We start from the raw sequence: 20784 nt of genomic DNA, 5'->3' as shown, positions 1-20784 counted from the left end.
GTACATCGACCTCAGCGCGGGGGCCGGGACGTCTCCCCGAGCGGCACAGTCAGAGCAGCACCCACACAGTGAACTCTGGCGGGACAGACCCGCCGAGGGGGAAGGATTGAGATGAGCAACCTCAGCCAGACAGAAAAGGCGCTCTCCAGGGGAGCCGAGTTCGTCAACACGGCCCGCGGGGACGTCAAGACGAAGTGCAACACCGTCGCTGACCGGGTCAACGACATGATGGCCGGCTGGGGAGGCCAGGGTGCCTCGTCCTTCGGCAACCTGATGCTCGCCTGGCAGGAGAAGCAGGAGCAGATCCTCAAGGCGCTCGACCAGCTGGCCGCCTCGATGATCGAGACCGAGAAGGACAACGTCGCCACCGACCAGGCGCAGTCCGACTCCCACCTCAACCTGCAGAACCGCCTCGGCTGACCGCCGCGACCACCACAGACCTAGAAGGAGACAGTTATGTCGTTCGACGGAATCAAAGTAGAGCACGGCAAGCTTGACACCGGCGCGGCCGACGTGATCGCCGCGGCCAAGGACATCGAGGCCCGCCTGAACACCCTCGAGGACGAGCTCAAGCCGCTCGCCAGCGACTGGACCGGTGCGGCCAAGGAGGCCTACCGCGAGGCCAAGGCGACCTGGGACAAGGCCATCACCGACATGATCATCCTGCTCAACCAGGCCGGTCAGAACGTCGACACGTCCAACCAGGAGTACAAGGCCGCTGACGCTCGCGGTGCCGGCCGCTTCTGAGTCGCACCACGACCAGCTGGACTCCAGGCCGGCCGCCCTTCGGGGGGCCGGCCTCGGTCGTGCGCGGGCCTTCATGACCGGCCCCGCGATCCATATAGTCTGCAACCGATCGGCGAGCGGGCCACTCGGAGGCCGGGCAGTGTCATCGCCGAACCACGAACCACACGGGGGACCACAGCATGAGTCAGACGACGCCCGTCGGATCCGGCCTCGTCCGGGTCACCGTCGCCTCAGGTTCACGCCGCGTCGACCTGGTCCTCCCGGGCGCGGTCCCGGTCGCCGAGCTCGTGCCCGAGCTCGCGCGCAGCGTCGGCCTGCTCGATGCGAGCACCGTGTACGGCGGCTACCGCCTCGTCGCCCAGGACGGGCGCCGGCTCGCGGGTGACGCCGGCCTGCTGATCCAGGGCATCGAGGACGGCGGCCTGCTGACCGTCACCGCCGGCATCGACGACGAGGCCCCGAGGGTCTACGACGACATCGTCGAGGCCATGGCCGACGTCGTCGAGCACGAGCTCAAGCCCTGGGAGGCGTCCGCCGGTCGCCGTACCGCCCTCGGGGCCGGAGGCCTCCTGCTCGGCCTGGGTGCGTTGGCGCTGCTGCTCCAGGGCGAGAGCATCATGGGCGGACTCGCGGCTGCCACCGCCGCCCTGCTGCTCGTCGTCGGCGGCATCGTGCTGGCCCGTGGCCAGGACGAGCCGGATGCGGGTGTCGCGGTCGCCCTGATCGCTGTCGTCTACGCCGGCGTCGCCGGCCTCTTGCTTGCCCCCGGTGAGCTCGGTTCGTGGCAGTGGCCGTTGCCCGCTGACTTCTTCGGTGCACCGCTGGCGACCGCCGGGGCGGCGATGCTGCTGGTCGGTGTCGTGGCCGTGGCGGGCCTGCAGGAGGGGCGCTCGCTGGTCATCCCCGCGATCGTCGTGGGTGCGGTGCTCGCCGCGAGCGGCCTGCTGATGCAGGTCTCCGACTTCGAGCCGAGCGTCGTGTTCACCGTGCTGATGACCCTGGTCGTGCTGGCGGGCAGCATCTTCCCGTGGCTGGCGCTGGGCGTCACCGGGACGAAGGTCGACCAGATCTACTCCCTGCACGACATCACCGCCGACCCCGACGACATCGACCTCGCGCAGGTCGGTGCCGACGCCCGTGTCGCACACGAGATCCTGCTCGCGGTGTCGGCGACCGTGGGCACGCTGCTCGTGCTGCTGGCGCCGCTGGCCGTGAGCCGCGGCGTCTTCGGCACCATCCTGGCTGGCGTGTGCTGCCTGGCCGTCATGTTCCGCACCCGCCAATATCGAGCGGGTTCCGAGGTCCTGGCCGGGCTGGTCTCCGGCATCCTCGGTCTGGTCTCCACCGCGCTGTCGATGCTGCTGATCCACGACGGGTGGCGCGCGGGTGCTGCCATCGCTCTCGCGGTCGTCGGCGCCGTACTCCTCGTGTCGACGCTCGTGCCCGCCTCGCCGTCGGTACGCCGGGGACGGATCGGTGACGCCGTCGAGACGGCGACCCTGTTGTCGCTGCTGCCGCTGATGGTCGTCGCGGCCGGCTTCTTCGACAAGATCAGGGGCTGAGGGTGGCCACCAAGAAGGACCTGGTCGAGGCCCACTCGTTCAGCAAGCGTCGCCTGGTCACCGCCTTCATCAGCGGCGCGCCCGGTGGTCGCGAGGTCGAGCCGGTGCGCCCGGGCCGGGTGCTCATCGGTGGTGTCGCGATCTCCCTGCTGCTGCTGGCCGGAGCCGCCATCGCGGGCTTCCTCATCGGTCGCCCCAACTCCCAGTGGCTCGAGGCCGGCAGCTTCGTCACCAGCAAGGACACCGGCGAGCAGTACGTCGTGCTCGAGGGCGGCGACGACCCGGTGATCCGGCGCGTGCCCAACTACATCTCCGCCCAGCTGCTGCTCGGCGAGCCCGACCTCGCGCCCTTCCAGGTGCGGGACAAGTACATCCGCGAGGTGACCCTCGGCGAGGACCTTGGCATCGACGACGCGCCCGCGGGCCTGCCCGACCCCGAGGGCCTGATCCAGGACGGTTGGACGGCGTGCACGGCGCCCGCCGCCGGGATCCAGGTCGCGGTCGATCCGAGCCCCGCGGTCGACGAGCTGGCCGGGTCCGCGTTCCTCGTCCGCAAGGGCGCATCGCTGTGGCTGATCGCGCCGGACAGCTCCGGCCCCGAGGGGGCGGCCCACCGCTTCGAGCTGCCGCCGACCCTGGCCGACGCCGGGACGATCGCCACCGGATTGGGCTTCGGGTCCACCGAGCAGGCCCCCGAGGTCAGCGCGGACTGGCTCAACCTCTTTCCGCGCGGCGGCTCGCTGACCCAGGACTCCTTCGGGGTGACCGGCTCCGGCCCGGTCGACTACGGCCCCGAGGTCGAGACCGACCTCTCGCGCTACCGCGTCGGTGACCTGCTGACCACCCCCGATGGCGACGCCTACCTGCTGGCCGACGACGGCCCGCAGCAGCTGTCCGCGTTCGCCGCCACGATCTACGACGCCGTCGGCCCCGGCACCCAGCCGGTCGATGCCGCCCCGCGTGGCGGCACCCAGCCCGCGGCGTACCCCACCGAGTGGCCCGACGACCTGCCGACGCCCGTGCTGGCGGAGGAGATGTGTGCGGTCCTCCACCCCGGTTCCGGGGAGCCCCACCGGGTGACGCTGGCCGACGAACCGACGGGCGACGCGTCCCCCGAGGGCCTCGCCCAGGGCCGGCGTCGCGTTGAGGTGCAGCCCGCGGGCGGCGCCTACGTCCTGTCCGGTGGGGACGACGCGGGCACCGAGGGCACGCCCTACGTCATCGACTCCGCCGGCTACAAGTACCAGCTGATCGGGGCCGAGGTGCCGGGTTACATCGGCTACGGCGACACGGACGCACCGGTGGTGCCGAGCGCGTGGATGGGCTTCTTCGACGACAAGGTCGAGCTGTCGGTCAACTCGGCCCGACGGGTGCCCGAGGACGCCCCGCCGGAGGACGCCTCCGCCGAGGAGTCATGAGGCGTCGGTCCGCCGCCGGGCTGCTGGCGGCTGGTGTGGTCGGCGTGCTGCCCCTCGCCGGGACGGCGGTTGCGGGCGTGCTGCCATCGGCGTACGCCGCGGACGGCGGGGTCTGCTCGGAGGCCGACATCCCGGGGACCGAGGTCCTGGCCGACAGCACGGAGCGGGACAACCCGCCGCTGGAGCGGATGCACGTGCCGCAGGCGCAGGAGGTCACCGACGGCTCCGGCGTCGGCGTCGCCGTCATCGACAGCGGTGTCGCAGCCGGCCTCGGAATCGACCTGGCGGCCGCGGTCGCGCTGCCGGACGCGGGCGGGCCGCTGCTGTCGGGCCACGGCACGATCGTCGCCGGCCTGATCGCGGGACCGGAGGGAGTGGCGCCGGGAGCCAGGGTGATCGATGTCCGCGTCTTCGACACCTCGCCGGCGGACGTGTCGCAGCAGGAGAAGGACGTCACCTCCCAGGGCATCGCCGACGGGATCGACCAGGCGATCGCGCTGCACCGCACCAACCCGTTCGAGGTGGTCAACATCGCGCTCTCGGTCACGAAGGACGACCCCAACCTGCGCCGTGCCGTGAAGGAACTGCTGGAGCTCGACGTCGTCGTGGTGGCCTCGGCGGGCAACGCCGCGGAGCCCTCCGAGACGTTCAAGGGCACGCCCGACAACGACGCGTCCGTCTATCCCGCCGACTATCCCGGCGTGCTCGCGGTCAGTGCCGCGCCGCCGCTCGGCGGCTCGGCCATCGGCTCCACGGTGCCCAACCTGGACACCGACCTCGCCGCGCCCACGGTGGACGCGCTCTCGGTCAACGCCAACGGCCAGCGCTGCCACGTCGACCAGCTGGCGACCTCGTGGGCCGCTGCCGAGGTCAGCGGGGTCGTGGCGCTGCTGCGGGCGCACTACCCGCGCGACACACCGCAGCAGACCGTCGCCCGGCTGATGGCGACGACCGAGGGGTCGGAGTCCGCCACGAACCCGTGGACCGGCGCCGGCGTCGTCCAGGCCCACGACGCGCTCACCCGCTCCCTCGACCCGCGACGCAACGGCCGGATCGAGCGCTCGATCTCGGAGGACCGGCGCGACTCGATGCCGCCGCCCCCGCCAGCCCGACTCGACCTCTTCGGTTCCTCGCGCGCCCTGCTGCTGTGGGGCGGGCTCGCAGGCGGCGCCTTGCTGGCGCTGGCGTTCATGCTGCGCTCGCTCACCCGCCGCTGAGCCGGTTGTCGGGCCGCGCGCGACGTCGAGATGATTCGCCTCGAGCTGTGGCTGAAATGGCGAACGGCGCCGGTCGAGACCGGCGCCGTTACCACTGGCGGAGGATAGGGGATTCGAACTGGCGATCATCCCCGAACCCGTTCGAGCCCCGGGACCCCGATTCACGCTCAAATCAGGCGTGAAATCCATGTCTGCGCATCGAATGACATCGTTGTAGTACAGGGATCTACAGGGTCGGTAGCACATGAGTTAGCACATGAGCGACGCGCTCGCGTTAGTCGTTGGCTACCGATGCTTCGACGGCTTCACGGGGAGCCACCGGATCGATGGGCCTCGCTGGGGCCCGTCGGGATCTTTGATCACGACATTCGCCGCCCGAAGCTCGTTGAGGATCTGGGTGGCTTGCTGGACGTCGAGGTCGAACATGTTTCGGATCGTCTTGTTCGTGATCCAGCCGTACTCCTTGAGATGAGCTTCGACTCGCGGGCGCGCCGAACTTGCTCGTGCTCGGTGCTGAACGGCGGTCCCGAGCGCGGAGGCCACCGACGGCCGCAGCCGCCACCTCACACCCCGGCGCGCATCACCGTCACGCTCGACGAGAGCATCTGTGCCCGCTCCGAGTGCATCAAGTCTGTCCCTCGCTTCGATGTCGCTCACCTGGAGCAGGCGTGCGGCGTCAGCAAGTGTGAGCGTCGGTCTCTGGCAGAGGTGGACGAGCGAGAGCATGGCATCGACGTTCTCGCGCAGGTTCCGGGGCAGGGTCGCGACGTAGCCAGCGAATGCCCGGTTGGGAGCGCCGCTGGTGAAGTAGATCTCGACGGAGTACTCGTCGGCTCGGATGCCGGGGACTTGTTGCCCGACTCGAACTTGTTCCCGGAACATCCGATCGATGCCGCGCGAGGCTCGCTCAGCAAGTCCGAGTTGTTGCATCGCCGACATGAGTGTTGCGTTGCGCGGTGTCGACACTGTGCTGAGGAGTCGGTCCTCCGTCACACCGAAGGGCAGTCCGCCAGGCGACCAGACCCTAAGGGCATTGGGCGAGTGGTCGATCACGACGCGTTCGGGTCGTGAGTAGTCCCGGTGAACCAAGGCGTTGGTGACCGCCTCATCGACGGCGATCGGAGAGAAGTCCGGAAGCGCGATCTCTTGGCCGCCCGCCAGCGCAACGTGCGCGACCTCCGGGTCGATCGTGGCACGCACCGAATCGAGCGCATGCGGTAAAAGGAGCACCAGCGGTTCCCGCAGTCGCCGTACCGATGGCTCGGCACCAGCGGCAGGCCGGGTCAAGATGTCGAGCATGTCCTGTTCCGGCGTGCAGAACAGGATCTCACCAGCGATCAGCAACCGGTCGTCACGATCGATGAGGTTCAGCGCACGCAGGAGACTGGCATCGTCGAGGTCTGCCATCTGGTTGCGAAGGTCGACAAGCTGCGACAAGAGATGGCGCGTCTGCCTCATCGCAGAAGGTGCGACGTCTTTCCACGGACGGTCCGATGGCCGCGCAGTCAGATCGGGATTCCGGCGCTCATGGGCCAAAGCACGCCGTGCATCCTCAGTCAATGGTGCACATGATGTGCCCCGGCGGCTGAGAGCCTTGCCCTTGCTGTCGGTCACGAGGTCCAGCCCCTCAGGAACGGTGATGACCAGAAGCCGGGCCCCGCCGAACTCGATCTCCTCGATCGGTACCGTGAGCTGTGGTCTGGTATTGCCGTAGATCCGATTCCTGAGGACCGCAGGGTCGGCCTGCGTACCAATAAAGGCGTCCTGCCCAGGTGTGCGGTCATCGACCCCGAGGACGACCCGTCCGCCACGAGCGTTTGCGAAGCACACGACGGCGTCGACCAACTCCTCGATGAGCCGCGCTTGTGGATTTCCAGGCGCACCACGGCCCGTCACCGTGTGCGGATCACGCTTGAAGTCGAGCGTCTCGCTCTCGAGCGAGTCAGCCGTTGCTCCGTCGATGACCTGCTGCAGTGCGTCGCCGAGAGAATCGAGTTTCATACCGAGTTTCTAGCACAAGCGCTCCCACGATCCAGGAAGAAACTCGGGAGAAACTCGCGGCTCCAGCGAGCAGCAATCACGCTCATCCCGAACGCTAACCTCCCATTCCCTTCGCCTACTCACCATCTCCTTCGATCCGCCTCAAACTTCCACTTCACTCCGCACCTCACCGCTCCTTCCTCATCCTTAGCACCTGCACCTTCCCGCACCGCCTCCTTCTCTGCCCACGCCCCTCTGAATGTACGTATGCTACCGTGGTAGATACCAACAACGCGATACTAGAAACGTAGGCGGGTATGCAAGGTGGAGTAATTCTCTTCCGGGGAACGGGCGCAGCGGCGTGCCGGTACCTGGAGTCGGATCGCTCGCGCGCTGACGACTACTACCTGGAGGGCGGGACGACGCTGGCCGCCTTCACCGTGATGGACGGCAGCGGCGAGGTGCTGGCCACCTCCGAACTGGACGCCGAGGCGTACGCCGGCTGGGTGGACTGGATCGACCCGCTGACCAAGACCTCGATGGGCAAGCCGCGACTGCCCGGCGAGGAGGGCACAGCCAAGCACGGTTCGCCGCGGTTCGCCGAGATGGTGGTGAACGCTCCGAAGTCACTGTCGGTCGCCGCCGCGCTGCATCCCGACGTGTCGGATGCGCTAGACGCGGCCCAGGCGGACGCGGTCGCCGAGATTCACCGGTTCCTCGCGCTGCACTCGGTCACCCGAGTCGGGCCACGTGGCCGCCAGGAAGTGGTGCCGGTCGAGCGGCTGCAGACCGTCGCGGTGGTCCACAAGACCAGCAGGGCAGGCGACCCGCACCGGCACGTCCACTTCCAGATCGGCACCCGCGTCTGGGCGGCAGGCAAGTGGCGCGGCCTGGACACGGCGGCCCTGTTCAAGCAACAAGGAGCGATCCGGGCACTCGGCACTGCCGTCCTGGCCGCGCACCCAGGACTTGCATCGGTGCTGGATCGTCAAGGCCTCACCCTGGACCCGGTGACGGGCGAGGTGGTCGAGCTGGTGCCGTTCAATGCGGTGATGTCGAAGCGCGCCGGCCAGGTGGAGAAGAACCTCGCCGAGCTCGAGGCCGAGTGGGCCGAGCGGCATCCCGGTGAGGAGCCTGGTCCGGTGATCACCTCCCGGATGGTCGCCGCGGCCTGGGCCAAGGACCGTCCGCAGAAGAGGCCCACCTCGCTCGCCCACGAGGACGGTTGGCGTCGGGAGTTGGCCGATGCCGGGTGCGACCCCGAGCTGTTCTCGTTGCCCCGAGTAGGCGGCCATTGGCTGGCGAACGAGACGGTCTCTCCAAAGGATCTCCAGGTCCTCACCCTCGCTTCACGGGCGCTGGACCGGTGCGCTGCAGCCGCGTCGACCTGGACCCGCCACACTGTCGCCGAGAAGGTGACGCGCATCGTCACCGAACACGGCGTACGCGCCACACCCGCTGACCTGCGCGACCTCGTAACGCTCGCGACCGACCTTGCTGTTGGCGACTGTCTGTCGGTGTTGCCGCCCGGGGCCGCGCAACCAGAGCATGTCGCGCACCTGACCAGCCTCCAGGTCCTCGCCGCAGAAATGCGACTGTGTGACCTGCTCACCGCCCGGGTGGGCACTACCGCGAGATCCCACATAACTGACGTTACGGCGTTGGCCGCGGAACGAGGTCTCGGCGGCGGGCAGGCTCGCGCCGCCGCGGCCGTCGCATCGACGGACCCACTGGTGGTGGTCGAGGGCGCTGCCGGTGCGGGAAAGACGACGATGCTCGCCGTCGCGATCGTTGCCGCCTGTGCGGAGGGTCGCGCCACGAGGATCGTCACGCCGACGAAGAAGGCCGCCGACGTGGTCGCCCGTGAGCTTGGGGTACCCGCCGAATCGGTCGCCAAGTTGCTCCACGCCCACGGCTGGCGGTGGAACAGCGACGGCGTGTGGACCCGCCTCGCCGTCGGGGATCGCGATCCCGCGACCGGTAAGACGTTCGGCGGGCCTCCCGTGTGGGCGCGACTGTCGCGCGGTGAGCGGATCGTGGTGGACGAGGCCGGGATGCTCGACCAGGACAGTGCGATCGCGCTCTTCACCCTGGCGGACGACGCCGCGGCCACGGTCGCGCTGGTCGGGGACCGGGCACAGCTGCCGGCCGTGGGACGCGGTGGGGTGCTCGACTTGGCCGCAGCGCTGGCCGCCGGCAGTGGCCGAACCGTCTTCGACATGGACTCGGTCCACCGGTTCACTGACCCGGTCTACGCCGACCTCACCCTCCGGCTCCGTGCCGGTGACAACCCGGCGCACCTGTTCGACCGGCTCCACGCCCGTGGACATGTCCGACTGCACCGCAGCACCGACGACGCCGAGCAGGCCATCGCCTCCGCGACCACGGCGGCGATCGAGTCCACGAGGACGGTCGCCGCAACAGTCGCGACCAACGACGAGGCCCGCTCCCTGAACGACCGCATTCGTGCCCAACGCGTCGTACGAGGCGAAGTCGACGACACGGCGACCGTGTCTGGGAACGACGAGCTGCCCATTGGCGCGGGCGACGTGATCACCACGCGCAAGAACGACAGCACCCTGGGAGTCGCCAACCGGCAGACCTGGACAGTCCAGAGCATCGGCGACGACGGCACCGTGTGGGCGCTTGAGGCAGTTTGCCCGCGTAAGCACCCACGGTCGGTCGCTCTGCCCAGCTCGTACGTGACCGACCACGCCCACCTCGCCTACGCCGCGACCGCGTACGGCGTCCAAGGCGTCACCACGACCAGCGCGCACACCCTGCTGTCGGAGGCTTTGGACGCGTCCGGGGTGTACGTCGGCATGACTCGCGGCCGTGACGCGAACGTGCTGCACATCGTCGCCGATAACCTCGACGAGGCACGGGAGCACTTCATCGACGCGCTCGAGCTCGACCGCTCCGACCGCGGCCTCCCAGCAGCAACTGAAGCAGCTCAGGTCGCCATCGCGGGGTTGGCGGCTGAGGGGCCGGTGAAGGTGGTCAACGACGAACGAGCACGGTTGGTCGAGGCCATCGCCAACGCAGACCGGGAAGCGGCACGGTGTGAGCACGCAGCCGGGCTGCTGGCGACCCAAGGGCAGATCCACGCTCGCGAGGACGAATCCGGCCGAGACGCCATGGCCAGAGCCGAAGCCCATTCGACGACGGTCCTCGACGACGCCGTGCGACCACTGCTGGCCCATGCCATGGTTGACGGTCAGGCCTACCTCGATGCGCGAATCCAACAAGACGCCGCGTGGGACGCAAACCGCTCGACGGGGCGACTGGGTCGGCGCGCCGCGCAGCGGCGGCTCGACGCCGCACGAGCTGGGACCCGCGACGCTCAGGTGACCGTACTGGACCGGTGGGGCAGCGTGCCCGCCACCGGCAGATGGGCCGCCACTACTCGCGACGGGCTCGAAGCATGGGCCGCTCGCGTTGCGCATCAACTCGCCGAAGCCCAGCCCGCCGTGGCCAGCGCTCGCCAGGATGTCGCGCGCGCCGATGAAGCGCTGAAGCAGACCCGATGGCGGCACCGAGCCGAGGCCGAAGATCTCATCCTCCGTATCTACGGTCGACGTGATGCCGCCTCTGTCCGGGCAGTCAGCGGTGCACACAGTGCCCAAGCGCGTGCGCAACGATGGCGGCAATACGCCGACGCGGCGCGGGCCGATCTCACCCGCATCGAATCCCTCCCGATCGGACGAGCCGTGCACTTCATCGAGTCACGCCGCGCTCGAGCCCTCCAAGTCGAGGTCGAGCGAACAGCCGCCACCCACAGCGCCAGGCTCGATGCGCCGACGGAACACCGGATCGAGCAAACACACCCCGAGCTCGGACGCGGCATCTAGACCCGACCGCCGGCAAGCGACCGAAATGGTATCCGAAACACCCACCGGAAACGGTCGTTTTCGGTGGGCGCGCGTCCCGGTTGCCGATCCCTTGCGGGACGGCGACGACTAGCGTCAAGGGTTTCCGGACAGAGCCGATGAGCGGACGGCTCGAATCGGTATCCGGGACGTTGGAGGACGCATGCCTTCGCGCCGCGTGCTGCTCCACGAGGCGGTTAATCCCCGCGCTTTCGACACCTCCCGGACGATGCGCCCGTCGCGCTGGTGCGCCTTGATGCCGCGCGGCAGGCCGCGCACCTTCACGGTGGCGACAGTGTCGGTGAACTTGATGACCTCGCGGTAGCGGTCCTTGAGCGTCGCCCGCGGGAGCTGTCGGGTCTGTCCGACGAACGTCGGTGGTTGCAGGACATCGGTCGTCGTCACGGGAGTCGTGGTCTCAGTCGAAGTCGGCTCCGGGGGTGGGCTCCGGCTCGGTCGAAGTGCTAACCGTCTGTAGGACTACCTGGTAGGCACCGACGGATCCGTAGTCGTCGTACCTGCCCGACACGAGTGGGTCGTAGCCGGTGCCGTCTACGAGGGCGACGTAGGCGCTGGCGGCGTCGGGCAGTGTCACGGTCCAGGTCGCGTTCGGGGAAGCGTCGGCTGCGGTGTCGCTCGTCAGGTTGACGGTGGCCACGTGGGCGCCCCCGCCGGTCAGGATGGTGAGCGCGATGTCGCTGTGCGACACTCCGTGATCTCCGGCGACGGAGAGCTGCGTTGCCCCTGAGGCGACGAACGCGAAGGCATCCACATCCGAGCGCGAACCGATCGTTGCGACGGCCGTGACGTCGGCGACGAGGCTGGTTGCGCCGTCGGTGGTGGCGGCGTGGTCGTCGACCAGCAGCGGTGCTGCGCGGGCGATGATCGCGATGTCGTCCTCCTTGTTGTTGGCGTCGGCGTACTGCCTGTTCGACCACTGGGACAACCGTTTGTTGTACGACGCCCCCATGAGGGGGGCCCATCCCTTGGCGCCGGTGTAGTACGACGTCGTTGATGTCCCGTCGTGGTGCAGGCCGAAGTTGTGGCCGACCTCGTGGGAGATGGTCTGCGCGACGTTGTACCCGTTGAGGCCGGTGCCGTCGGTGAAGACCCACGCCGGTTGGTAGTAGCCGCTGCCCACCACGTCGAAGACGTCGAGGTAGGCGGCGGCGCCGCAACCGCAGGCGCTGCCCACGGCGTTGGTCGCGGTGATGACCACGCGCGCGCCGTAGGTCGTGTCCGAGGTGGAGGACCTGACGATCGCGTCAGAGCTCGGTTCGCGCGTCGTGACGTTGATGACGAAGGGTGCGAAGTCCTCCGCGACCGTGCGCCAGGCGAGGTGGATCTCGGCGCGTTCGGCGTCGTCGAAGGTCGCGTCCACCGGGGCGTTGATGGAGTACGCGGGCGAGGTGATGGTGGTGCCGTAGGTCTTGTTCCAGGCGGTGCCGGTCGTGGTGTCTCCGGTGAAGTCGAGGTAGATGGTGCGCGCCGAGCCGGGCGCGAGGAGAGGTCCAGCACGTCGGCCGGCACAGTTGCTGAGGCTGTCTGCGGGTCGTCGCTGCTAGGGTGCCGCCTGCGGCGACTTCGTCGTGACCCGCGTGCTAGGCGTCTCCTCCACGCCCGGGGCCGTGGACGGGCTCTGTGTAGAACACCGCGCCGCACTCGTCGACCCAGCCCTGGGGGTCCTCCACGACCTTGGACAGCCCAACGGCGGTGAGGCCGTTGCGCTCACGAACCGCCGGCCGGTCGACGCTCCCGAGCGTGCTGGCACGAACCGGGCCAGGAGCGAGCTCCGCGGAGCACCCGGTGGCATCGCCCCGGGGCTGGGACGCCTGCTCTGCCCAGCCGGCACCGTCGCCGTCGCTGAAGCTGTGAAGACGGCTGTGACCACAAGAAGAGCTGAGGCGGGACGACGCATGAGCACATCTCATCGGTAACAAGACATCCACTTCCGGGTAACGCGATGGTATGGGTCGAATGGACCATGCTGGGCTACCTAGCCGGGTCGGCTGGACACCAACTCGGGTAGCACGTGGTGTTCCTACCGGCACGCCGAGCGCCTGGGGCGGCGACGGTGATGCGCAGAACTCCGCGGGCCACAGGAGCAGGCGGTCAGTCAAGCTTGCTGTTGGCTACAGCAAGAGCACGGAGGAGCAAGCGCTCGAGTTGCGACAAGAGGCCACCGCGCGGCATGATGTCGCTGCCTCACCGACCACGACACACGCCGGGAACCCGCGGCCCCCGTTTCCGCACCGGCGTTGCCGCCATCGAGGGAGAGATGTCTGAGTTCGAACGCCATCTGGCTTCCGCTCGGAACGGTGACGAGGTTGCCTTCACCGTGCTCTTCCGGGCTGCACAGCCCAGCCTGCTGCGTTATCTGGAGTCTCTTGCGCGCGACCGGTCCCTGGTTGAGGAAGTGGCTGGGGAGACGTGGGTCAGCGTGGTCAAAGGGCTGCACCGTTTTAAGGGTGACGAGGCCGGCTGGCGCGCGTGGGTCCTCACGATCGGTCGCGCCCGACTTCACGATGCTCAACGCCAGATCTACCGACGCCCACGCTCCACCGACATCGACGAACAGGCACTCTCCGACCTGCCCGCGCACGACAACGTCGAAGAGTCCGTGCAGGTCCTCCTCTCCACCGAGATCGTCCTCGCCTCGGTGAAGCAACTACCGGCGGACCAGGCGGAGATCGTGGTCTTGAGGTACATCGCTGGTCTGGACGTCGCCCGGACGGCCCGCATCGTCAACAAGTCGCCCGGAGCGGTCCGGGTCGCCGCCCATCGCGGTCTACGCAGCCTCGCCGAACTGTTGGCGATCCAGGATCATCCCGACCTGGACTTGCCCCAGTAACGGATCGCGCCCCCCTGACGATTACCGCACTGAGATGGCAACACCGAGACCCCCGACGACACGATCGAGCCCCAACTCGCGGACTGTCACCTGGCACAGCATCACAGGAACAGCACCACCCCAAAAGACTAGTTGAAATGGCATCGACATCTCTTGTTCAGACCGGAAGCAGGGGCACAGGCTCAGCTCCCGGCCCTCCCTCCCACCGAATCGCAAGGACCCCCGTCATGAATCGAACCCGCCGCCTCACCGCCACCTTGGTCGCCACCGCAGCCTTGGTCGCCCCTGCCTCAATGACCGTCGCCCACGCCGGGCCTCCCAATCCGACCCCACCCGCACAGGCTCAGCCAACGGCGCCCCCCCAGGCCCAGCCGACCCAGGCCCAGCCGACCCAGGGTCAGTCGACTAAGGCCCAGCCGACCCAGGGTCAGCCGACCAAGGCCCAGCCGACCCAGGCCCAGCCGACCCAGGGTCAGTCGACTAAGGCCCAGCCGACCCAGGGTCAGCCGACCAAGGCCCAGCCTGCCAAGGGTCAGCCGGCCAGCGGTCAGTCCAAGCAGCTGCTCAAGGACGTCGCAGTCAAGGACAAGCGCCTCGCCCGCCTCGCCGCGAGCCAGGCGATCACACGCCTTGGCGACGAGAGCGAGGCTGCCCTCGTAGTCAACATCGACGAGGCACGCGCGACGCTGGCCGAGATCAAGGCTGCCGTCGAGGCGGCCGGCAGCACGGTCGACACCAAGGCCGTCCGCAAGGAACTGCGATCCTTCCGGGTGGAGAACTTTCAGCTCGTGGTGAACATCCTCAAGCAGGCCGAGGGGCTCGCTGATGAGGCCGCTACGGACGCCGAGGCCCATGCCTTTGTCGGCCAGGCCGAGGCAGCTGCGCTCGAGATCGGTGCCACCAGCACGAAGGCTGACCTTCGAGCTGTTCGTGACCTGCTCAACGCGGCCCGCGCAGAGCTCGACGAGAACGCGGGTGAGGACGACACAGCGCACGAGACCGACGACGAGGTTGTCGCTCCGACCGTCTGACACTCAGGAACGATGTAATCAGGGGGCGGTCACCGACGGTGACCGCCCCCTGATTCGCCAGAACTTCCGGCCGGGCCTTGGTCTAGCCGATCACAAGTGATCAAGCTGGGCGTTGCCGGGTCACTACGGGACGACGTGCTGGTCCGAGGTAGTCTGCCAGTGACTCGCCCGCCCAGGGCCCACCAGGTCGACTCTGACTCGGAGCATTGGTCCGGCAGCCACGTGATCACCGATCGCGGCCCGGTGCGGTTGGCGCCGTACCTCGCGGACAGCGACATGGTCGTCAACTACACGCAGCAGGACCCCAACGCGCCGCTGATCTACCTGCAGACCGAGGATTTAGGTTTTCACCAGGGGAGCGCGATCCGTCGGTGTGTCACTGCGACGAGGCAATGGGTTCTCGTGGGCCGTCCCGACGGCGTTCGACGACCCGAGGTCCACCGTCGCCCAGCGGGTCAACTACTACCCGTTGACCACGGGTACTACTTGTGAAACTTCCGCGACTCGAGAGAACGGCGAGGCGCTGCTGCCATTCATCCCGATCGTGCTTTCGGGTCCGGACGCGTGCCTGGCTGACGAGACGATCAGCTGCGCCATCGGAGCCTGTCAAGAATTCTGTGTAAGGGGCCGGTCGGTGTTCACAGGTGGGGTTCGATTCGGTCGGGGTAGACCAGGGCGAGTTGGGCGAGGGCTTTCTTCCAGTTTGTGGTGACCTGGCCCTCGACGAGTCGCGGTGCGGCCTTGCGTTCGTTGGCGGGTTTGCCGCGTTCCTTCTCGCGGGCGCGTGCCCGTTTGTCCTCGATGTTGCATATCGCCAGCCACAGCAGCTTCACGACGGCGTCGTCGTTGGGGAAGTGGCCGCGGTTCTTGATGATCTTGAAGCGCCCCAGGTTCTCGGCCGTTCCTATACGGGGTGCGGCTCTCGGTTGAGAGCAGCGTAGTGGGCTTGCTCGAACTCGACTGGCGGGACGTTTCCCAGGGTCGAGTGGAGCCTTCGGTTGTTGTACCAATCGACCCAGCCGGCGGTGGCGTACTCGACGTCGGCGATGGTCTTGTAGGGGCCGTCGTGGAAGACGAGCGTGCGGATGCACTCGGCCTTGTAGAGGCCGTTGATCGTCTCCATCAGGGCGTTGTCATACGCATCACCGACCGACCCGATCGAGGGCCGGATCTCCTCGAGCGCGAGGTGCTCGGTCAGCCGCAGAGACGTGTATTGACCAGGTTCAACCAGTCGATGCAACACCGGCTTGTTGGAGCAACAGTAGATGCTCGTTGAACGCCTCGGCGGGTGTCTTCCATCCGAGGGTCTTGCGGGGCCGGGTATTCAGGGCGTGAGCGACGGCTTCGATCTCCTCGGCCGACCAGCACGACAGGTCGGTGCCTTTGGGGAAATACTGGCGGAGCAGGCCGTTGGTGTTCTCGTTCGTCCCGCGCTGCCAAGGCGATTGCGGGTCAGCGAAGAACACCGGGATCCCAGTCTCGATACTGAACTTGGCGTGCGCGGACATCTCCTTGCCGCGGTCCCAGGTCAGCGACCTCGCCAGTTCGGTCGGCAGCGTCGACATAGTGCTCGCCAGCGCGTCCTTCATCGTGAGCGCGCCGTAGCCGGCCAATGCGGGGCCGTTCCTCGGCGTCTCCTTATGCCTGTAGCCCTCCTCACGCGGAAGGTGGACCAGCATCGTGAACTTGGTCGTGCGGTCGACGACGGTGCCGATCGCCGAGCGTTCCAGCCCGATCAGCAGGTCGCCTTCCCAGTGGCCGGGAACGGCACGGTCCTCGGCTTCAGCGGGGCGTTCGCTGATCAGCGTCTCGGGCGTGACGTGTGCCCAGGTCTTGCGCCGTGATCGCTCCCGCGGCGCCCGCAACGCGCGGCCAGTGCGCAGGCACCAGACCAGCTCGCGCTTCAACGCGCCGCGGCCCTCGATGTAGAGCGACTGGTAGATCGCCTCGTGGCTGATGCGCATGGATTCATCATCGGGGAAGTCGACCCTGAGCCGGTTACTGATCTGTTCCGGGCTCCACGCCGACGACCACCCGCGATGCTTGCGGTGGGGCTTGTTGATGCCGGTGAACCGTGGTGGCTCCGGACCGCGGACGACCTTGCCGTCCGGCGTCTTGATCTGTCCCGACAGCCGCTCGTGAACATAGGCATGCAGGCGAGGGTTGGCGACGAGTTTCGCGGGCTTGGGGCGCTTGGCCGCCATGTCGGCCTTCCACTGCGCGACCGACGCCCGATAGCCGGTACTTCCCGCGCGGGTGGCGGCGTTGCGGCGTAGCTCGCGTGACACCGTTGCGGGGTCGCGGCCGATGGCTCGGGCGATCTCGCGCACGCCCTTGTTCTGGGCCTTGAGCAGCGCGATCTCCTCACGCTCAGCGAACGACAGGTACCGGCCTGTGGCCTTGAACGTCAGATCGAACGGCGCCATGCCGCCAGCGTGGCGGAACCACCGCTGACCGACCGCTTGCGCCACGCCGACCGTCGCGGCGGCCTCGATGGGCAGAAAGCCATTGGCGATCTCGGCCCAGAACGCGGCCTCGACATGACGCTGGAACTTCGGGTGCCCCGGCGACCGAAGCTTCGGCCGGATCGCTCGATCTGCTGCTTGCTGACGACGTACCACTCAACACCTCCATGACGGGGTGTTGCGACGACCGATTGATTCCGCCTTGCGACCCGGCATCCGAGTGATGGATCAGCTCGCCCGGCTCGGTGGGGTGTCCCTCGCGGTCGCGCTGCCACAACGCCATCCGCAGCGGGATCATCACCAGGTCGGTCTGCTTGGTCGTCGCGGCATGCCAGGCCACGATCCGTTGCGCATAGACGTCGACGATGAACGCGACGTAGACGAACCCAGCCCACGTGCGGACGTAGGTGAAATCCGTGACCCAAGTCCGGTTCGGCGCCGTGGCGGTGAAGTCGCGATCGAGCAGGTCCCCGGTCCGGATCCCGTCCTTGGCCGGGATCGTGGTCCGGACGCCCTTGTCACGCCGCACACCGGATAGGTCAAGGGTGCGCATCGCGCGATCGACCGAGCCAGCGGAGGCCTCGGGCAACGCGGTGCGCCGCAGGTAGGCCGTCATCTTCCGTCGCCCGTAGAGCCCCTCGGGGCTGAGCTTGCGCACGAGGACGCCGTCACTGTTGGCCTTCGTTGTCCAAGCGATGTCACGCACCGCGTCGACGACGTGGGCATCCGTCACGGTCCGAGCAGCGACGACGCGCCCGGCTCGCTTCCAGCTGCGGTAGGTCCGCGCGGCGATCTGGCAGCCCTGCTCACGCAGGACCCGACAGATCGACTCGACCACGTGGCCCTCGGCTCTCATGGTGTCGATGAAGCCCATGATCAACGGTTGCGGGGGTCGAGTTCCCCGACGAAGAAAGTCGTTGCCCCGCGCAAAATCTCGACGTCTTCCCGAAGCCGACGGTTCTCGGCCTTCAGCGCCTTGATCTCAGCCAGCTCCTCACTGCTCGCGCCGGCACGTTGCCCGCCGTCGATCTGGGACTGGATCACCCAGCGGCGCACGGACTCTTTGCCGACACCGAGCTGCTTGGCCACGACCGCCGCAGCAGCCGTCAGCGAGGAGTACTCGCCCTGGTGGTCATTGACCAGTCGTACCGCTCGGGCCTTGAGCTCTTCATCGATCTTCTTCGGCATGGTGCTCATTCTCCTGGACTCAAACAGGAGCGGCATCAAACCTGGGGCGCTTCATCTTGCGCAGCTGGAAGTTCAGCGACTCGATGCTGTTGGTGGTGTAGATGACTCGGCGCAGCTCGGGTGGGAAGGCCAGGAACGGGGTGAACCGTTCCCAGGCGTTCTCGAAGGTGGCCACGGTGTTGGGGTAGCGCTGGCCCAGGTCGCTGGCTTTGAACGCCTCGAACTCGATCCGCGCGGCCTCGGCGTCAGCGGCCTGGTAGATCGGCTTGAGCGCGGCAGCCACGGACTTGCGGTGCTGATAGGACACGAACCGGGTCGCGGCACGGATCAGGTGCACCACGCAGGTCTGCACGGTGGCGTTGTGCCAGGTGGCCTCGATCGCTTCGGGGAAGCCGGTCAGGCCGTCGCAGCACACGATGAGCACGTCGCGCACCCCGCGGTTGGCGAGCTCGGCGCACACGCTGGCCCAGAACTTGGCTCCTTCGCTGGCCTGCACCCAGATCCCCAGGACGTGCTTGATGCCCTCGATGTCGACGCCCACGGCGATGTGTGCGGCCTTGTTGCGCACGTGGCCGCCGTCGCGGACCTTCACGACCAACGCGTCGAGGTAGATCACCGGGTAGAGCGCCTCGAGCGGCCGCCGCTGCCAAGCCAGCACCTCCTCGAGGACCTCGCCGGTGATCTTGCTGATCGTCTCGTGGGACAGCTCGGTGCCCAGCGTGGAGCGAAGGTGGTGCTCGATGTCGCGGATCGTCATCCCGCCGGCGTAGAGGCTGATGATCATCTCGTCGAGCCCACCCAGACGCCGCGACCCCTTCGGGACCAGGCGCGGGGTGAAGCTGCCCTCGCGATCACGCGGGGTGTTGAGCTCGATGTCGCCGACGCTGGTCGCGACCGTCTTCGGGGTCGAGCCGTTGCGGGAGTTGGCGAACAGCGACGACTCCTCGGCGCCCTTCTCATAGCCCAGATGACCAGTCAGCTCTGCCTGTAGCCCGCGCTCGAGCGCGGCCTTGACCAGCCCTGGGATGAAGCCCTCGGCACCGGTGAGGTCGAGCTCGCCGGCATCGATCTTGGAGAAGATCTCATCCAGCGCACCCGACGCGGCCATCTGCGCGGCGACCTCGGCGCCGCTCCTTGGTTCTTCGTCTGTCACGAGGTCCATCGTGGTCCTTTCAGATGGACCGATCCCTTACACAGAACATCTGACACGCCCCGCCATCGAGGTCCGTGACGAACGGATCCAGGGCCCGCGATCCTTTCGTTCCCGCGCCGAGCCAAGGAGCACCCGCACCAAGCTGCGCTAGACCATTTGGATCGAACCCTCAAGCGGATGAACGGCCGTGCGGCTGGGCCCGCCCGCTCCCACGTGCTCATGGATTGCGGCAACTGGTCGCCTTGAGCCAACCCCCGCGTGAGCACCTTTGTCCGTCGATCCGAGTGGGCCCGGCTTGAGATCTCTCCGGGTCTCAGCGGTCTTCAAGGTGGTGCGGCTCCCTGGGGACCGGAGTTCGCCCGCAGCAGCGGTCCCTACTTCACAGCCTCGGTAACGGATTCGGTCCCACTGACGATTACCTGCATGAGATGGTCAACCACCGAGACACCCCCGACGACGCGATCGAGCTCCAGCTCCGATCGTTGCTTAGTGCGACCATCGAGCGCGGCGAGGCCGGCCCCCTGCCGGGACAGGCTGCGGCCCTCGCCCAGTTCCGGGCACACGTCCGGCAAAAGACAGCTCAGGGCCGCCGGCGCCACCGACTCCGCGCAACCGTCGCGGGCATCGCGGCCGCCTTCTCCCTGAGTGCGGTCGGGGTCGCGGCCGCCGCCGCTACCGGCTCCCTGCCGGACTCGGCTCAGGACCTGGCCCACCGCTGGCTCGACGAGCTGGGCATCGACGTTCCCGCCCCGGACCAACCAGCCACACCCGTTGAGCTGAAGCCCCACGAACAGGCCCCCACTTTGGACGTGCCATCCGTTCGGCCCACCCCGAAACCCAATCGACCCATTCAAGAATCGCCGCCTCAACCCACTGTGAGCGCCACCCCCTCCCCGCAGCCGGGAACCACATCTCCTTCGCCCGTCCCGCTGCCGTCCCCCTCTACAACACCCACTGAGGCGCCGACCCCGCCCCCGACCCCCATTCCCACATCTGCGCCGACACCGACACCGAGCAGCACCCCGAGCTCCGCTCCGGTCCGACCGACCGCGGAGCCGCCTTCGGAACCCGCGCCTGTCCCACCCGTGTCGTCGTCGCCCGCACCATCACCGTCCACGGACCCGGCACCCACCCCCGAACACGACGCGTCGAACACGACCCACCCGCCCTCCCCCCGGTAGCAAATCCAACACAACTGAGGAAGTCACTGACCTGTAACCGGTTCTCCGGACGGTTTGGGTGTGTTGATCATGCCGCCGGGTTGGCGGTCTTGTGAAGGCGTTCGAACTCGACCGGTGACTGG

The 20784-nt window shown here is 68.0% G+C and carries 13 protein-coding genes and 4 pseudogenes; 8 read left to right on the top strand and 9 right to left on the bottom strand.

Annotated features, from left to right (window positions below; genetic code table 11):
- Positions 1 to 111: 111 nt before the first annotated feature.
- The 5 genes from C9J87_RS17005 to C9J87_RS16985 all read left to right on the top strand — a co-directional run bounded on the left by C9J87_RS17005 (position 112) and on the right by C9J87_RS16985 (position 4944).
- Entirely contained in the window at positions 112 to 420 is a 309-nt protein-coding gene (locus tag C9J87_RS17005) for a WXG100 family type VII secretion target (protein WP_107706120.1), read from the top strand.
- A 36-nt stretch (positions 421 to 456) separates the two neighbouring features.
- Positions 457 to 747, top strand: a complete 291-nt coding sequence (locus C9J87_RS17000) for a WXG100 family type VII secretion target (protein WP_010831196.1) — start codon at positions 457 to 459, stop codon at positions 745 to 747.
- A gap of 179 nt (positions 748 to 926) precedes the next feature.
- Positions 927 to 2309 carry a type VII secretion integral membrane protein EccD gene (eccD, locus tag C9J87_RS16995; RefSeq protein WP_010831195.1) on the top strand — a complete coding sequence of 461 codons (1383 nt, stop codon included), beginning with the start codon at positions 927 to 929 and terminating at the stop codon, positions 2307 to 2309.
- A 2-nt stretch (positions 2310 to 2311) separates the two neighbouring features.
- The gene (locus C9J87_RS16990) at positions 2312 to 3727 is read left to right on the top strand and encodes a type VII secretion protein EccB (RefSeq protein WP_010831194.1); all 1416 of its coding nucleotides are present in this window, start codon (positions 2312 to 2314) and stop codon (positions 3725 to 3727) included.
- A complete protein-coding gene (locus C9J87_RS16985; protein WP_107706119.1) occupies positions 3724 to 4944 on the top strand; it encodes a S8 family serine peptidase in 1221 nt (406 codons plus the stop codon). Before C9J87_RS16990 ends, C9J87_RS16985 begins: the two co-directional genes overlap by 4 nt.
- 285 nt (positions 4945 to 5229) lie before the next feature.
- Here the strand turns inward: C9J87_RS16985 and C9J87_RS16980 are convergent, their stop codons facing one another.
- Positions 5230 to 6945, bottom strand: a complete 1716-nt coding sequence (locus C9J87_RS16980; RefSeq protein ID WP_107706118.1) for an RNA-binding domain-containing protein — start codon at positions 6943 to 6945, stop codon at positions 5230 to 5232.
- Positions 6946 to 7241: 296 nt separating this feature from the next.
- On the opposite strand from C9J87_RS16980, the gene mobF reads away from it, so the two are divergent.
- The gene (mobF, locus tag C9J87_RS16975; RefSeq protein WP_107706117.1) at positions 7242 to 10775 is read left to right on the top strand and encodes a MobF family relaxase; all 3534 of its coding nucleotides are present in this window, start codon (positions 7242 to 7244) and stop codon (positions 10773 to 10775) included.
- Between the two features lie 114 nt (positions 10776 to 10889).
- Here the strand turns inward: mobF and C9J87_RS19775 are convergent, their stop codons facing one another.
- Together C9J87_RS19775 and C9J87_RS16970 are read right to left on the bottom strand one after the other, a co-directional pair.
- A complete protein-coding gene (locus C9J87_RS19775) occupies positions 10890 to 11198 on the bottom strand; it encodes a hypothetical protein (RefSeq protein WP_157953243.1) in 309 nt (102 codons plus the stop codon).
- Positions 11199 to 11211: 13 nt separating this feature from the next.
- Positions 11212 to 12174 carry a M12 family metallo-peptidase gene (locus tag C9J87_RS16970; protein WP_157953242.1) on the bottom strand — a complete coding sequence of 321 codons (963 nt, stop codon included), beginning with the start codon at positions 12172 to 12174 and terminating at the stop codon, positions 11212 to 11214.
- An 897-nt stretch (positions 12175 to 13071) separates the two neighbouring features.
- On the opposite strand from C9J87_RS16970, the gene C9J87_RS16965 reads away from it, so the two are divergent.
- Both C9J87_RS16965 and C9J87_RS19770 read left to right on the top strand, forming a co-directional pair.
- Positions 13072 to 13644, top strand: coding sequence for an RNA polymerase sigma factor (locus tag C9J87_RS16965; protein ID WP_157953241.1), 573 nt, complete (start codon positions 13072 to 13074; stop codon positions 13642 to 13644).
- A 227-nt stretch (positions 13645 to 13871) separates the two neighbouring features.
- Positions 13872 to 14675 carry a hypothetical protein gene (locus tag C9J87_RS19770; RefSeq protein WP_157953240.1) on the top strand — a complete coding sequence of 268 codons (804 nt, stop codon included), beginning with the start codon at positions 13872 to 13874 and terminating at the stop codon, positions 14673 to 14675.
- Positions 14676 to 15313: 638 nt separating this feature from the next.
- Here C9J87_RS19770 and C9J87_RS16950 read toward each other — a convergent pair.
- From C9J87_RS16950 to C9J87_RS16925, 6 genes and pseudogenes are all read right to left on the bottom strand, one after another.
- Positions 15314 to 15553: pseudogene (locus C9J87_RS16950) on the bottom strand (IS256 family transposase); the annotation flags it as partial.
- A 26-nt stretch (positions 15554 to 15579) separates the two neighbouring features.
- A pseudogene (locus tag C9J87_RS16945) lies at positions 15580 to 15897 on the bottom strand (integrase core domain-containing protein); the annotation flags it as partial.
- Position 15898: 1 nt separating this feature from the next.
- Positions 15899 to 17296 carry an IS30 family transposase gene (locus tag C9J87_RS16940; RefSeq protein WP_107706113.1) on the bottom strand — a complete coding sequence of 466 codons (1398 nt, stop codon included), beginning with the start codon at positions 17294 to 17296 and terminating at the stop codon, positions 15899 to 15901.
- A gap of 40 nt (positions 17297 to 17336) precedes the next feature.
- Positions 17337 to 18328, bottom strand: a pseudogene (locus C9J87_RS16935) (IS3 family transposase); the annotation flags it as partial.
- A gap of 40 nt (positions 18329 to 18368) precedes the next feature.
- Positions 18369 to 19436, bottom strand: a pseudogene (locus C9J87_RS16930) (IS256 family transposase); the annotation flags it as partial.
- A gap of 419 nt (positions 19437 to 19855) precedes the next feature.
- On the bottom strand, positions 19856 to 20269 hold the full coding sequence (locus C9J87_RS16925; protein ID WP_107706112.1) for a hypothetical protein: 414 nt from the start codon (positions 20267 to 20269) through the stop codon (positions 19856 to 19858).
- Positions 20270 to 20784 lie beyond the last annotated feature (515 nt).

The organism is Nocardioides allogilvus, assembly GCF_003047285.1.
GTDB lineage: Bacteria > Actinomycetota > Actinomycetes > Propionibacteriales > Nocardioidaceae > Nocardioides > Nocardioides allogilvus.
This window is presented reverse-complemented; position numbering and strand designations above follow the sequence as displayed.

Excerpts from the sequence above, each read along its gene's own strand:
- C9J87_RS16965 (WP_157953241.1), top strand. The coding sequence starts at position 13,072 with ATGTCTGAGTTCGAACGCCATCTGGCTTCCGCTCGGAACGGTGACGAG.
- C9J87_RS19770 (WP_157953240.1), top strand. The coding sequence starts at position 13,872 with ATGAATCGAACCCGCCGCCTCACCGCCACCTTGGTCGCCACCGCAGCC.
- C9J87_RS17000 (WP_010831196.1), top strand. The coding sequence starts at position 457 with ATGTCGTTCGACGGAATCAAAGTAGAGCACGGCAAGCTTGACACCGGC.
- C9J87_RS17005 (WP_107706120.1), top strand. The coding sequence starts at position 112 with ATGAGCAACCTCAGCCAGACAGAAAAGGCGCTCTCCAGGGGAGCCGAG.
- C9J87_RS16985 (WP_107706119.1), top strand. The coding sequence starts at position 3,724 with ATGAGGCGTCGGTCCGCCGCCGGGCTGCTGGCGGCTGGTGTGGTCGGC.
- mobF (WP_107706117.1), top strand. The coding sequence starts at position 7,242 with ATGCAAGGTGGAGTAATTCTCTTCCGGGGAACGGGCGCAGCGGCGTGC.
- eccD (WP_010831195.1), top strand. The coding sequence starts at position 927 with ATGAGTCAGACGACGCCCGTCGGATCCGGCCTCGTCCGGGTCACCGTC.
- C9J87_RS16980 (WP_107706118.1), bottom strand. The coding sequence starts at position 6,945 with ATGAAACTCGATTCTCTCGGCGACGCACTGCAGCAGGTCATCGACGGA.